Source organism: Arthrobacter sp. Sr24 (assembly GCF_054511175.1).
On sequence record NZ_JBTNDB010000009.1, the window covers coordinates 1 to 14269 of the forward strand.

Annotated in this window: 11 protein-coding genes; all 11 read left to right on the forward strand. The window is 59.2% G+C overall.

The window, feature by feature from the left end:
* A partial coding sequence (locus tag ACX80D_RS08020) for an ABC transporter permease (RefSeq protein ID WP_459322124.1) occupies window positions 1-1033 on the forward strand: 1033 nt, incomplete at its 5' end.
* Window positions 1030-2886 (forward strand): dipeptide/oligopeptide/nickel ABC transporter permease/ATP-binding protein, encoded by a 1857-nt coding sequence (locus ACX80D_RS08025; protein ID WP_459322125.1) that lies wholly within the window; start codon window positions 1030-1032, stop codon window positions 2884-2886. The genes ACX80D_RS08020 and ACX80D_RS08025, both read left to right, overlap by 4 nt.
* Entirely contained in the window at window positions 2883-3758 is an 876-nt protein-coding gene (locus ACX80D_RS08030; RefSeq protein ID WP_459322126.1) for an ATP-binding cassette domain-containing protein, read from the forward strand. The genes ACX80D_RS08025 and ACX80D_RS08030 overlap by 4 nt, the downstream gene beginning before the upstream one ends.
* Before the next feature lie 66 nt (window positions 3759-3824).
* Window positions 3825-4685: a sugar phosphate isomerase/epimerase family protein gene (locus ACX80D_RS08035; protein WP_459322127.1), complete on the forward strand. Its 861-nt coding sequence runs from the start codon at window positions 3825-3827 to the stop codon at window positions 4683-4685.
* A gap of 55 nt (window positions 4686-4740) precedes the next feature.
* The gene (locus ACX80D_RS08040; RefSeq protein WP_459322128.1) at window positions 4741-5907 is read left to right on the forward strand and encodes a Gfo/Idh/MocA family protein; all 1167 of its coding nucleotides are present in this window, start codon (window positions 4741-4743) and stop codon (window positions 5905-5907) included.
* A 92-nt stretch (window positions 5908-5999) separates the two neighbouring features.
* The gene (locus ACX80D_RS08045) at window positions 6000-7028 is read left to right on the forward strand and encodes a hydroxyacid dehydrogenase (protein WP_459322129.1); all 1029 of its coding nucleotides are present in this window, start codon (window positions 6000-6002) and stop codon (window positions 7026-7028) included.
* Between the two features lie 69 nt (window positions 7029-7097).
* Window positions 7098-8183: a LacI family DNA-binding transcriptional regulator gene (locus ACX80D_RS08050; protein WP_459322130.1), complete on the forward strand. Its 1086-nt coding sequence runs from the start codon at window positions 7098-7100 to the stop codon at window positions 8181-8183.
* A gap of 75 nt (window positions 8184-8258) precedes the next feature.
* The gene (gene uxaC, locus ACX80D_RS08055; protein WP_459322131.1) at window positions 8259-9713 is read left to right on the forward strand and encodes a glucuronate isomerase; all 1455 of its coding nucleotides are present in this window, start codon (window positions 8259-8261) and stop codon (window positions 9711-9713) included.
* Window positions 9710-11191 (forward strand): mannitol dehydrogenase family protein, encoded by a 1482-nt coding sequence (locus ACX80D_RS08060; protein ID WP_459322132.1) that lies wholly within the window; start codon window positions 9710-9712, stop codon window positions 11189-11191. Before uxaC ends, ACX80D_RS08060 begins: the two co-directional genes overlap by 4 nt.
* A 288-nt stretch (window positions 11192-11479) precedes the next feature.
* A complete protein-coding gene (gene uidB / locus ACX80D_RS08065; protein ID WP_459322133.1) occupies window positions 11480-12898 on the forward strand; it encodes a glucuronide transporter in 1419 nt (472 codons plus the stop codon).
* A gap of 112 nt (window positions 12899-13010) precedes the next feature.
* Window positions 13011-14240: a D-mannonate dehydratase ManD gene (gene manD / locus ACX80D_RS08070; protein WP_459322134.1), complete on the forward strand. Its 1230-nt coding sequence runs from the start codon at window positions 13011-13013 to the stop codon at window positions 14238-14240.
* Window positions 14241-14269 lie beyond the last annotated feature (29 nt).

Sequence of the window (14269 nt, forward strand, 5' to 3'; positions counted from 1 at the left end):
CCTCCTTTTCCGTTTCCTTCCTCCCCTCCGAAAAAGCGGCGGTGTGCCCCAGGAACCGGGCACCATCCATGCCAGTTCAACGGAGCCAGCAATGATCCCATTCATCTTAAAACGCCTCGGCAGCGGACTCGTGGTCCTCTTCGCCGTCTCGATCCTGACGTTCACCTTGCTTTACACCTCTAGCGGCAGTATTGCCCGCAATATCCTGGGTGACCAGGCCAGCCCAGAGCAGGTAGTGCTCAAGGAAGCCGAGCTCGGTCTGGACCAACCACTTTATCTGCGCTACTTCAGTTGGCTGGCAAACGCCTTGCAGGGCGATTTGGGTGCCTCGTGGTTCTCCTCGGAACCGGTGACCACCTCGCTTGCCACCCGTGTTCCGGTCACCATGACCATGGTGTTGGTTGCCATGATCCTGATCGCCATCATTGCCACTCTCATTGGTGTGGCAGCCGCTGTCAAACGCGGTTGGGTTGACCGGCTCGTCCAGATTGGGGCGGTCATTGGCGACTCCGTCCCAGGATTCGTTATCGGTGTCTTCCTCGTGACGGTATTGGCCATTCAGGCCGGTTTGTTCCCGGCGACGAGCACTATCGCGCCGGGTGCCCCCCTCAACGCGTGGGTATTGTCCATGACACTTCCGATCATCGCATTGTTGATCAACGGTGTTACCGGTGGTGCTCAGCAGATTCGCAGCGCAGTGATCAAGCAGCTCGAACGTGATTATGTCCGCACCTTGCGCAGCCGCGGGATCGGCGAGAAGGAGATCCTCTTCAAGCATGTGCTGCGCAGTGCCGCACCGGCGGGGCTGACAGTGCTCAGTCTCCAGCTGATTGGCATGCTCGGCGGCGTGGTCATCATCGAGCAGATCTTTGCTTTGCCCGGTATCGGTCCGCTCGCCGTCACTGCTACCGGCCAGAGCGACTTGCCCGTCGTCATGGGCGTCGTAATGTACACCGTCGTCGTGGTGATCGTGGTCAACCTACTGGTTGACCTGCTCAACGGATGGCTCAACCCGAAGGTGCGTGTCTCGTGACAGAGTCCGTTGAAACCTCAACTTTGTCCCCCACCCCTGGACCAATAGGGCAAACCGGGACAGTAGTCCGTTCAACCGTGCTCCGGCGCCTGTTGAAGAATCCCCTCGGCATCATTGCTCTCGTCATTCTCTTGGGGATTGCTTTGCTGGCCACGTTCGCAGACGTTCTGGCCCCTTTTGAGGAGAATTTCGCCAACATCTCCAAGACTCTGGCGGACCCGGATAGTGTCAATATCCTGGGTACTGACAGTGCCGGACGAGATGTCTGGTCCCGGTTGCTCTTCGGAGCGCGGTTGACCCTGCTCTCGGCCCTGCTGTGCGCCGGTGTGGCGGTGGCAATCGGGCTGCCAGCCGGTCTCATTGCCGGATACTACTCCGGAAAGTTTGAAGCAGTCTCCAACTGGGTGGTCAGCATCCTGATGAGCCTGCCCGGTTTGATCGTGCTGCTCACCATCCGGGCTGCCTTCGGACCGTCGGTGTGGCTATCCATGATCGCCTTCGGCATTCTGATCAGTCCTTCATATTTCCGCCTCACCAGAACGGCCGTTCAGGCGGTTCGCAACGAACTCTATGTGGATGCAGCCCGAGTCTCGGGTCTGTCCGATATCAGCATCATTGCCCGCCACATCTTCTCGGTGGTTCGCGCCCCCGTCATCATTCAGACGGCCGCGATCGCCGGTGTGGCCATTGCCATTCAGTCCGGGCTCGAGTTCCTTGGACTGGGAGACCCCAGCAAGGCCACCTGGGGCGTCATGTTGAGCGAAGGCTTCAAGAACGTTTATCTGAAGCCGGAGTTGCTGCTCTGGCCAGCCCTGGCCATGGCGCTGACCATTGGCGGACTGGTCCTGTTGGGCAATGCCATCCGCGACGCACTGGAGGACGGCGAGACTATTAAGCACCGCAAGAAGCGTGCGGTCACAGCTTCCGTAGCGGGAGCAGTCCCCGGCCCGGCCACCAAGCGGGAAACACGCAAGAACATTGCCGCCGTCGAATCCGGAACTGAGCACCATCTGCTCAAGGTAACTAATCTCGGTATCGGCTACCCACAGGCAGACGGGTCCGTCAAGAAAGTGGTGGACGACGTTTCCTTCCATGTTGATCGCGGCGAAATCCTCGGCATCGTGGGTGAATCAGGCTCAGGCAAGTCCCAGACAGCCTTCTCGATCCTTGGACTGTTGCCGAGTAACGCGCGTGTTGTAGGTGGATCCGTGCAATTTGATGGCAACTACACCGTGGCCCCTGGTGACGAAAAAGTCAGCCAAGATCGACTGACCCAGCTGCGCGGGAAAAGGATCTCCTACATCCCCCAGGAACCTATGAGCAACCTGGATCCGGCCTTCAAGATCGGCTACCAGCTGGTGACGCCCATGGTGCGTATTTTGGGGATTTCAAAGGCCGAAGCCACCAAGCGGGCGATGAAGCTGCTCTCCGACGTGGGTATCACCTACCCGGACCGTACCTTTAATGCCTACCCCCACGAAGTATCTGGTGGCATGGCGCAGCGAGTTCTCATTGCCGGTGCCATTAGTTGCGAGCCGGACCTCATCATCGCTGACGAACCGACCACGGCGCTTGACGTCACGGTCCAGGCCGATGTGCTGGACCTGATCCGAGACCTGCAAAAGCGGCTCGGAGTGGGAGTCATTTTGGTGACTCACAACTTTGGTGTGGTTGCGGATCTCTGCGACCGAGTGGTGGTTATGCAGAACGGCCGCTTGATTGAGGAAGGACCGGTACGTGAGATCCTGCGTCACCCGTCCGATCCGTACACTCAGAAACTCCTAGGGTCCATGCTCGAAGGCAAGGAGCCCATGACTATGCTCGTCGCGACGGGTTCGGAGGAAGCAAAGTGAGCACGCAAAATACCGAGGGCAACCTCTTGACAGTGGATTCACTCGTCGTCGAGTACCCCACGAAGCGCTTCCGGGCCAAGCCCTTCCGAGCCTTGACGGATATCAATATTTCCATCAAGCCGGGGGAGACCCTTGGACTGGTGGGGGAATCCGGTTCCGGAAAGACCACCTTGGGCCGAGCAGTGCTGGGGTTGGCGCCTGTTACCCAGGGAACCATCACGTTCGAGGGCAATGACATCAGCCATGCCAGCCGGAAGGACCGACGCGCCCTCAGCCGGGACCTTCAGGTAGTGTTCCAAGACCCTTACACGTCCCTGAACCCGGCTCTGGAAATTGGTGACATTCTCGCAGAGCCACTCGGCGTGCAGGGCCAATCACCAACCGAGGCCAAGCGTCGAGTGCGTGAACTACTGGATCAGGTAGGCCTGCCAGCAGACGCTATCCACCGGCTTCCTAGGGAGTTCAGCGGTGGCCAGCGCCAACGTGTCGCCATTGCCCGGGCACTGGCGTTGTCGCCGAAACTCATTGTCTGCGATGAGCCGGTCAGTGCCTTGGACCTCTCCACACAAGCTGTGGTCTTGGATCTGTTTCTGCAGATCCAGCGCGATACTGGTGTTTCCTACTTGTTCGTCTCCCATGACCTGGACGTTGTCCGGCACATTAGCCACCGTGTCGCAGTGATGTACCGCGGTGAGATCGTCGAACAGGGGCCTGCAGAGGTGGTCACCCGCGCTCCGGAACACCCCTATACGCAACGGCTCCTCTTGGCCTCACCGGTACCAGACCCTGACCGTCAGGAAAAGCGCCGCACCGACAGGCATGCACTACTCGCGTCGCAACGGCTCGAAGCGCCAACCGGGGTCGTCATCTAGGCGGCTGGACGCAAGTTCACAAAATTTTTCCGGACCCTGGCGGGAACGGCCAACGAAAGGAATAGCATGTCAAAAATTGGTGTACAGGCAATGATGCTCAAAGACAGCGTTGCGGAAGTGGGCGCCTTTGAGACGCTCCGCAAGGTGAGTGAAATTGGGTACAACGCTGTTGAGATATCCCAGATCCCCATGACGGGCGAGAACGTCAAGGAATTGCAGCGAGCACAGGACGAGTTGGGTATGGATGTCGCCTCGCTCTCGGTATCAGTTGAACTGCCGGGGGGAATGCCGGGCGAGACGTTGGGCGCTGACTTCGAGAAAATCGTGGACGACGCGAAACGGCTTGATACAAAGTTGATGCGTATTGGCATGTTGCCCTTCTCCGCGATGGGCAGCATCGAGTCAGTAATTTCCTTCGCGAAGCAGGCCAACGAGTATGCGCTGCGCCTCCAAGAGGAAGGCATCGGCCTTTATTACCACAATCACCACATCGAATTTGCAAAGTTTGATGGCAAGTTCATGCTGGACATTATCGCGGAAAATTCACCAGCCATGGGCATGGAGCTCGACGTTCACTGGGTGGCCCGTGGCGGCCTTGATCCTGTCCGCACCATTGAAAAGTATGCAGGTCGTACCTCGATGATTCACCTCAAGGACTACCGGATCGGGAGGCTGCCGGAGGCGGCCTTCGGGATGCTGGAATCAGGCGACTTCCCAGGATTTATGGGCGAGTTCAAGAATGTGGTGCAGTTCGGAGAGGTGGGTGAGGGCAACTTGGATTTCGCCTCGATCATCCCCGCTGCGGAAGCTGCCGGGGCACAGTACATGCTGGTGGAACAGGACGAATTGTATGGGCGCACCGTCTGGGAAGCGCTGCAGACCTCCTATGACAACCTCAACAGCATGGGCTTCGGCGACCGCTTCTGACGCTTGAAATACCCAGAATCAACCACGAATTATGCAACGAAACGGAGCAACACCAGTGAGTAACAAAGTACGTCTCGGAATCATCGGCTTGGGCCAGCAAGGCGGCGCCTACGCCAAATTCATCGCCGACGGGCTGGTGCCAAATATGGTCATCGGCGCCATCGCTGACACTGACCCGGCCAAGCGCGAGCTGGCCACTGCGACTTACCCGGACGTCAAAGTCTATGACGACTACGTAGCCATGATGGAAAGCGGTGACGTGGACGCCGTCGTGACGTGCGTTCCGCACTTCCTGCACCCGGAAATGGGCATTGCCATACTCAAACAGGGTCTTCACGCCCTGGTGGAAAAGCCGGCCGGTGTTTACACCAAGCAGGTGGCCGAGCTCAATGCATACGCCGCGAGCAAGCCGGAACTCTCCTTTGCCATCATGTTCAACCAACGCAACAACCCGCTGTACCAGCGCCTGAAGGAAATTGTCGACAACGGCGAAATCGGCAATATCCTGCGCACCAACTGGATCATCACCAACTGGTGGCGTCCCCAGGGTTACTACAACTCCAGCGAATGGCGCGCAACCTGGGGTGGCGAGGGCGGCGGCGTCCTAGTCAACCAGGCACCACACCAGCTGGACCTCTGGCAGTGGATTTGTGGCGTGCCCAAGTCTGTCTTCGCCAAGGTTTCCTACGGTTTCCGCCGCGACATTGCCGTAGAAGATGAAGTCACCGCACTGGTGGATTACGGCAACGGGGCCACCGGCACTTTTGTGACCGCTACGCACGACATGATCGGCACCGACCGTTTCGAGATCCTGGGTGACCAGGGCAAGATCGTCGTCGAAGGTTCCAAGACCGCCACGGTCACGCGCTTGAAGAAGCCTGAGCGCGAGATCAGCAACAGCATGGACCTAAACGATGTGATGCGTCTGTTTACCGGCCAGCTGGACATGGACGAATTCCGCACCACCGAGATTGTGGAGTTCGACTCCGTTTGGGGTGCCCAGCACGCAGGTGTTCTGGAAAACTTTGCCGCCAACATCCTCGACGGTACCCCGCTGCTGGCGCCGGGTTCCGACGGTATCAAGGGTGTACGCTTGGCCAACGCCATCCACCTCTCCAGCTGGAAGGGTGAGGAAGTGAGCTTGGACTTCGACGAGAACGAGTACTTGAGCATGCTCAACGACCGCATCCGCGAAGAAGGCAAGTACGCCGAACGCGCGTAGTCCTCTTTAGCCTGTGATGAGAGGCCGGTCCTGCCATTATGGTGGGGCCGGCCTCTGCACATCTGCCACTCTTTGAAATGGGAAGCCACCTCATGACCATCCAGCCCCCGCCCACTCGGCCCCAAGTAGCCTTTGCGATGACGAACAATGAGCTCCGGGACAGGCTTTTCGGGCCTGCAGCACTCCAGCGATTGCGAGCTGTGGCCGACGTGGTTCATGAGGATGTCCTGACCGAGTTTGATTCCCCACAGTCCAAGGCGGTCCTTGCACGGACGACGGCGTTGCTCACCGGATGGGGGTCACCTCAGATTGATTCCGAGGTACTTCAAGCGAGCCCGTCCCTGGCTCTCATTGCCCATGCCGCCGGAACCGTAAAAGCACACGTCCGCGAAGAATGCTGGGATCGCGGCATCACAGTAACCACGGCCGCTCAGGCCAATGGTGTTCCGGTGGCCGAATACACCCTCGCCTACATTTTGCTAGCGGGCAAGAACGCTGCCAGAGCGCAGCACCAGCTACGTGAACAACGCTCTCGCTACGTGCCGGACATGATCGCCCCGGGGGTAGGAAATGCTGGCAGCACTGTTGGCATTATCGGTGCCTCACGTATTGGCCGGCTGGTCCTGGACCTGTTGAAACCGTTCGCATTCGAGATCCTGCTCAGTGATCCCACCATCTCCGCCGCCGAAGCTGCAGCGATGGGCGTGCAGCTTGTGCCCTTGGAAGAGCTCATGGCCCGCAGCAAGGTGGTCTCCCTCCACGCCCCAGTGCTGCCAGCCACGGTGGGCATGATCGGCGCCCGCGAACTTGCGCTCATGCCAGCAGGAGCAACATTCATCAACACTGCCCGTGGAGTTTTGGTTGACCACCATGCGCTGCGCTCGGAACTATTGACCGGACGAATCAACGCAGTCTTAGACGTCACAACCCCGGAGCCGTTGCCCGACAATGATCCACTCTACGAGTTGGCCAACGTGACCCTCACCCCGCATATTGCAGGGTCCTTGGGCAATGAACTGGTCCGAATGGGAGATCTGGCAGTGGAGGAAGTGGTCCGTTTGGCCAATGGGGGAGCGCCAGTGTTCCCCGTTTCCAAAGAAGCTCTGCACGAAATGGCCTGAGCTGGCTTGAGTAGTTCCGGGGCATTGCTGGGTTAAGATGGCTTTGGCAACCTATTGCGAAGGATTTCCTTGACTGACACGAAACCACCCAGCGCCACGCCCGGCAGCACCGCGCCGTCCGGTAGCTCCACGCCCAAAATCAGGCCCGGTAAGTCTTCGGCCACCATTTATGACATCGCCGAACTCGCTGGAGTTAACCCTTCAACGGTTTCGCGGGCACTCAGCAAGCCTGGACGTGTCAGCGCCAAGACCCAGCAAAAGATCATGGATGCCGCGGCGGAACTGAATTATCAGGTCAATGTCTTTGCCCGCGCGCTGCCTACAGGCCGGACCCAAACGGTGGGCTTGATCGTCTCTGACATCACCAACCCGGCGTTCTTCGACGTCATCCGCGGAGCAGAAACAACTGCCGCAGCCCGCGATTACACGTTGATGCTGGCTGAATCCACCGAATCTGCCGATCATGAACTCACGGCTGCACGGCGCATGCTCGCCACCGTGGACGGACTAATTCTGGCCAGTCCCCGCCTATCCGATGAAGAAATCAAGGACCTTGCGGCTAAGAAACCGGTGGTTTTGGTCAATCGTCGGGTGGACGGGATTGCCTCAGTGGTTGCCGATACGGAGACCGGGGTGGCTGAAGCCGTCCGTCACTTGGCTGCCATGGGCCACAGCTCAATTTCTTATGTAGCTGGCCCCGAACGGTCTTGGATGTCGCAACGGCGCTGGGAATCCATCAAGGCCCGCTGTGACTGGCACGGTATGAAACTGTCGCAGGTAGCATCCGGGATGCCAACAGTAGAAGGCGGCCGCCGTGCCGCAGCCGTGGTCAAAGATGGTGAGGCCACAGCGGTTTTTTGCTACAACGATCTCATGGCCATTGGCCTGATGCGTGAGCTGCAAGGCGCCGGCGTCTGCGTTCCGGAACAGCTGAGCATTCTCGGTTTTGACAATATTTTCGGATCAGACTTCACCACACCTCCGCTGTCCACCATTAAATCGCCCTTGCATGAACTTGGCGTTGCCGCCTTGACCAGTTTGTTGGAGTTCGTAGTGCCAGGAGATTCAATGAGCCAGGGGACTAGCGACAGCTCGGCTGTGCTCCATACGGAGCTGGTGCTGCGCGGTTCCACCGGAGTGGCGCACGCCTCCTAGGTATTCACTCAGACAGTTGTTGGCAAGATTTGGCAACCGGTTGACAAAAGCGATTGATACGTAGACGATTGATCTATGTCACACTCCTCTTCGAACTCCGCAGCCAAGCCGTCCGCAGCGCAGACATCGCCGTCTCTCGCCGCCAACCCAGACCGATTGTTGCCCGCTGACCCGGGAACCCGCGCTATTGCCCGTGATCTTTTGGCGCAGGTGGAAGACCTGCCCATCATTTCCCCGCATGGTCACGTTGAAGCATCCATGCTGGAGCTGGACACCCCGTTTCCGGACCCGGCAACGTTGCTCGTCACCCCGGATCACTACGTCACCCGTCTGATGCACGCCAATGGTGTCACCTTGGACAAGCTCCGTATGGGGGGCACCACTGAGGTGGAGCCGCGCGAAACGTGGCGCGAGTTCGCCAAGGCCTGGCCGCTCTATGACGGTACGGCTTCCGGATACTGGATGCGCGATTCCTTTGAGCACGTCTTTGGGCTGCGCCAGGAGATCAACGAAGGCACTGCAGATGCCATCTTCGATGAACTTGATGCCAAGCTCAAGAGCCCGGAATTCCTGCCCCGCCAGCTCTTCAAGGATTTCAAGATCGATGTTCTGGCCACTACAGATGATCCCCTTGATGACTTGGCCTCCCACGCTGCCATCGCCAAGGACCCCACCTTCGCAGGCCGAGTTCTTCCCACTTTCCGCCCCGATGCGTACATCAAGTTCGCCGCGGCTGGCTGGGCTGAAAAGGTGGAGCAGCTCATCAGCGTTGCCGGCGACGGCCTCGCTGGCTATGCCGGGTACATCCGGGCGATGGAAAACCGGCGCCAATACTTTGTGGACCACGGCGCCGTCTCCAGCGACCACGGTTCCCGCACCGCCATGACGCTGCGGCTGGACGAATCAACGGCCAAGGCCCTGTTTGAAAAGGCGCTCCGCGGTGAGGCCACAGCCCAGGATGCCGACGTCTTCGAAGCTCACATGATGTACCAGATGGCGCGTATGGCCGTAAATGACGGTCTGGTTATGACCCTTCACCCCGGCGTGTTCCGTAACCACAGCACCGAAACGTTTAAGAAGTTCGGCGCCGACACCGGCCACGATATCCCCTTCGCGGTCAGCTACACCGAGGCCCTGCGCCCCATGCTCGAGGATTTCGGGACGGCACCTGGTTTCCAGTTCATTCCGTTCACCATTGACGAGACCGCCTTCTCACGTGAAATCGCACCGCTGGCGGGCTTCTACCCTTCCGTGTTCATTGGCGCCCCATGGTGGTTCTTGGACGCACCCGACGCCATGCTGCGTTTCCGCTCCGCCGTCACCGAGACCGCCGGATTCTCGCGCTCATCAGGCTTCATTGATGACACCAGGGCCTTCTGCTCCATCCCGGCCCGCCACAACACTTCCCGCCGCATCGAGGCCAGCTTCTTGGCCCGCCTCGTCGCCGAGCACCGCGTCAGCGAAGAGCGTGCTCATGAAATCATCGTCGACATCGTCGACGCCGCACCCCGAAGGGCCTTCAAACTATGAGCACCGCATCGGCAACCGAGGCAACACCCACAGCACTGCCTGCCCTCAGCCGCACCACCGCCAACACCGGCCCTACCGCACCCGTGCGCATTGTTCACCTTGGCTTGGGTGCCTTCCACCGCGCCCACCAGGCCTGGTACACGCAGCACGCCACTGATGCCAGCGAGTGGGGGATCGCCTCCTTCACAGGCCGGCGTCCCGACGCCGCTGTCGCTCTGTCCGCCCAGGACGGGCTATACACCCAGATTGAGCGTGGCGCTGAGGGTGACTCCTTCGAGCTGATGACGAGCATCGTTGAGGCTCACGACGGTGCCGACCTCGCCGCACTGACCCGCTTGGTTGCGGCTCCCACCACGGCGATCGTAACCCTCACCATCACCGAGGCTGCTTACAATTTGGCCGCCGACGGGAGGATTGACGTCTCCAATCCCACCGTTCAAAGTGACATAGACGCATTGCGGATCATTACCTCAACTGATGCGGACGACGCCGGTCACTCACCTGACGCTGTCAGCGCTGCGGGGCGCTTGGTCCAGGCTTTGGTGGCTCGGCGAGCTGCCGGAACCGGCCCCATTGCCGTGGTCTCGTGCGATAACTTGGCGGACAATGGCACAGCAGCCCAGGCAGCCATTGGTGGGCTCGCCGACGTCGTCGATCCGAGCCTTGGTGCGTGGATTGCCCAGAACGTGAGCTTCGTGGGTACCTCCATTGACCGGATTACCCCTGCCACCACCGAAGCGGAAATCGCACTTGTGGCCGCGGAATGTGGGTACCAGGATTCCTCGCCCGTGGTCACTGAGCCTTTCAGGGACTGGGTACTCAGTGGTGAATTCCCTGCCGGGCGCCCGAACTGGGAGAGTGCAGGCGCTGTCTTCGTCGATGAAATCGAGCACTTTGAGAATCGCAAACTGTGGCTGCTTAACGGCTCCCACTCGCTGATGGCCTACTCGGGCCAGCTGCGCGGACACGCGACCGTAGCGCAGGCGCTGGCGGATCCCGTGTGTGCCGCTTGGGTGGAATCGTTCTGGGATGAAGCCGAACGGAATCTGCCATCCGTTGGGCTGGGAATCCCTGCCTACCGGGCAGCATTGTTGGCGCGCTTCGGCAACGCCCGTATTGCACACCAGTTGGCACAGATCGCTATGGACGGTTCCAACAAGCTGCGCATGCGCGCCGTTCCGGTATTCAAGGCTGAAAAGGCGGCGGGTCGGGACGGGTCCGGAGCTCTGCGCATGATTGCCGCGTGGGTGGCACAGTTGCGTAAACAGTGTGCAGCAGGTACCCCGATTGGTGATGCCGCCGCGGCGCAGCTTGATGCTGCCCTTGCTCTGCGCAGTGTTGGCGGGGCCGAAGACGTGAAGGCGCTTGTCGCCATTTTGGACGCCGAGCTGGGACGCAACGAAGAGGTGCTCGCCGAAGTGGCGGCCATGGCAGACGTTGACTGGTCTGCTCTGGAGCTTGCTCCCGACGCCTTGTAGAGTTCTGCATTCTTTGAAGCCCCCGCCGGCCACCGCCGTCGGGGGCTTCAGTTTTGGTACGGCAAAGGCAACTTGGAAGAAACTTAAGGCAAGCGGTTGCCAAATGTTGTCAGAGCTGATTTACTAGAGGTAATACAGCTCACTTAGTAGTACTGCTTACAGGGGTTTTACTAACCCCCCAAGGGCCAGCCCTGAACGGACCTCATAGCGGAGGTCAAGACTGGTCCGGTGAGTAGCTTGACGCTCAGTATTAGCGCCAAGGATGGGTAAAGGAGCCCCGCGATAACCATGACTGTTACGGAACCAAGCAACGGCACGAGTACAGCAACAGCTGGACGGCTGCCAAAAATCAGCATTCTGGGCTACGGTGCTGGCGATGCCGCCAACAATCTAGCCTTCACTACCGCCACTATGTTCTTGTTAATTTATTACACAGACGTAGTGGGCATTAGCGCAGCTGCAGCCGGCACCCTGCTCTTGGCCGTTCGCATCTTTGATGCCTTCGCTGATGTGCTTGCAGGGCGCATGGTGGATAAGACCTACCATAAGAAGCTCGGCAAGTTCCGTCCCTACATTATGTTTGGTTCCATCCCGCTGCTGCTGCTGAGCGTGGCCACCTTCTCGATCCCTGCAATCGGGGAAACTGGGGTGCTGCTGTGGGCCTACATCAGCTACGCACTGCTGGGTCTCGCCTACAGCTTCGTGAATATCCCCTACGGCTCCCTTGCCGGGGCCATGACCCAGAACTCCGGAGAACGGGCCAAGTTGGCCAGTGCCCGCACCATCGGCGCTGTCGCCGTGGGGTCATTCCTTGGTATCTTCATCGCTCCGCTGATGACCGGCGACAGGGATCTCCAGACCCTGTTCACTACCTTGACCATCATCTTTGCTGTTGTAGGAACCGGGCTCTACATGTTCACGGTCTTCACCACCAAGGAACGCGTCGTTCGCGAAGTAGCCAAGGTGTCAATGAAGCAGAGCGTCGAGACTTTGAAGGGCAATAAACCCCTGATGCTGCTGTGCATCAGTTCCTTCTTATTCCTGACCGGCCAGCTGGCCGTCAGTACCGTGCAGATCTACTACTTCCGTGATGTGCTGAATTCCCTGCCGTTGTACGCGGTCATGTCCATCATCAACATTCTCCTCACCTTCGGCATGGCCTCGATTCTGCCGCGTTTCGTTCGGGCCTTGGGTAAGAAGAACATCTATATGGGTGGCGCAGCGCTCATGGGCTTGGGTGGCCTGGTGATCTTCTTCGCACCGTCATCGATGGTTTGGCTCGCTTTCACCGGTGTGATTATCTCCCAAGTGGGTACTTTGCTGGTCAGCATGCTGGTGTGGGCTTTGGAGGCCGACACCGTGGAGTACGGCGAATGGAAGACAGGCATCCGTACCGAAGGCATCACCTACGCCTTGTTCTCCTTCACTCGTAAGACCGGCCAGGCCGTGGGCGGTGCCCTCGCGGCGTTCGCTCTGGCCTGGGGCGGCTACACCGCTGGCGTTGACCAGCAAACCGAGCAAGCACTGCTGGGTATCCGCGCCGGTGCCGGATTGCTTCCCTTCGTCTTCGCTGTATTGGCCATGCTCATCATGATTGCCTACCCCTTGACGGATGCCAAGCATAAGGAAATAGTGAGCGAGATTACTGCACGCCGTGAAGCGCGGCTTGATGCGGCCATGGAAAACCGAAAGAACGAAGACAGCTAGAGGCAGCACAAGCAACGTCTAAGGCCCACATCTTCTCCTTGTATCTCTGAACTTCACACTTATCAACGTAAAACCCGGCCTCTCACCAGGCACATCTGGAAGGAAATCCCAAGTGAAAATTGTTTCCGCGGAAGTATTTGTCACCAGCCCCAGCCGTAACTTTGTCACGCTGAAAGTCACCACTGACGAAGGTGTTGTCGGCATTGGTGATGCCACGCTCAATGGCCGCGAGCTCGCGGTGGCCGCGTACTTGAAGGAGCACGTGGCGCAGCTGCTCATTGGCAAGGATCCGCACCGGATCGAGGACACCTGGCAGTTCCTGTACCGCAGCTCGTACTGGCGCCGCGGCCCGGTCACCATGGCCGCCATCGCTGCCGTGGACATGGCTCTGTGGGACATCAAGGGCAAGATTGCCGGAATGCCCGTATACCAGCTCCTCGGAGGTGCCGCACGCAACGGCTTGCGTGCCTATGGCCACGCCTCCGGTGCTGACATTCCCCAGCTCTTCGATTCCGTCCGCGAACACTTGGAGCTGGGTTACAAGTCAGTCCGTATCCAGACCGCTGTCCCCGGTATCAAGGCCGTATACGGTGTTGCCGCGCAGGCGCAGGCCTCGGGCGAGCGTTACGACTATGAGCCGGCTGGCCGTGGCACGTTCCCGCAGGAGGAAGACTGGGACACCCGCGCGTACCTGCGTCACCTGCCCACCGTCTTCGAAGCTGTCCGCAATGAGTTTGGTCCGGAAATTCCGCTGCTGCACGACGGACACCACCGCATGACCCCCATCCAGGCAGCCAAATTGGGTAAGTCGCTGGAACCGTATGACTTGTTCTGGCTGGAAGACTGCACCCCGGCCGAAAACCAGGAAGCACTGCGTTGGGTTCGCCACCACACCACCACGCCGCTGGCCATTGGTGAAATCTTCAATACGGTCTATGACTACCAGACCATCATCAAGGAACAGCTGATCGACTACGTGCGGGCCGCTTCGACCCACTTCGGCGGTATCTCACCGTTGAAGAAGGTCATGGACTTCGCCGCCCAGTACCAGATCAAATCCGGTTTCCACGGACCCACCGATATTTCCCCGATCGGTTTCGCAGCCCAGCTGCACGTTGGCCTGGCCATCCACAACTACGGTATCCAGGAGTACATGCAGCACTCGGACGCCACCAATGAGGTCTTCCAGCAGTCCATGACGTTCAAGGACGGCTACCTGCACCCCGGCGATGCTCCCGGCATCGGTGTCGAGTTCAATGAGGAAGCCGCTGCGGCGTTCCCGTACCAGCAGGCTTACCTGCCCTACAACCGCCTGGTTGACGGAACGGTTCACGACTGGTGATCGACCCTAGAACAGGTAAAAAAGTTGCA

What these genes read in the sequence shown, in the direction of transcription:
- ACX80D_RS08035 (WP_459322127.1), top strand. Translation starts at nt 3,825, where the DNA reads ATGTCAAAAATTGGTGTACAGGCAATGATGCTCAAAGACAGCGTTGCG.
- ACX80D_RS08045 (WP_459322129.1), top strand. Translation starts at nt 6,000, where the DNA reads ATGACCATCCAGCCCCCGCCCACTCGGCCCCAAGTAGCCTTTGCGATG.
- uxaC (WP_459322131.1), top strand. Translation starts at nt 8,259, where the DNA reads ATGTCACACTCCTCTTCGAACTCCGCAGCCAAGCCGTCCGCAGCGCAG.
- ACX80D_RS08060 (WP_459322132.1), top strand. Translation starts at nt 9,710, where the DNA reads ATGAGCACCGCATCGGCAACCGAGGCAACACCCACAGCACTGCCTGCC.
- uidB (WP_459322133.1), top strand. Translation starts at nt 11,480, where the DNA reads ATGACTGTTACGGAACCAAGCAACGGCACGAGTACAGCAACAGCTGGA.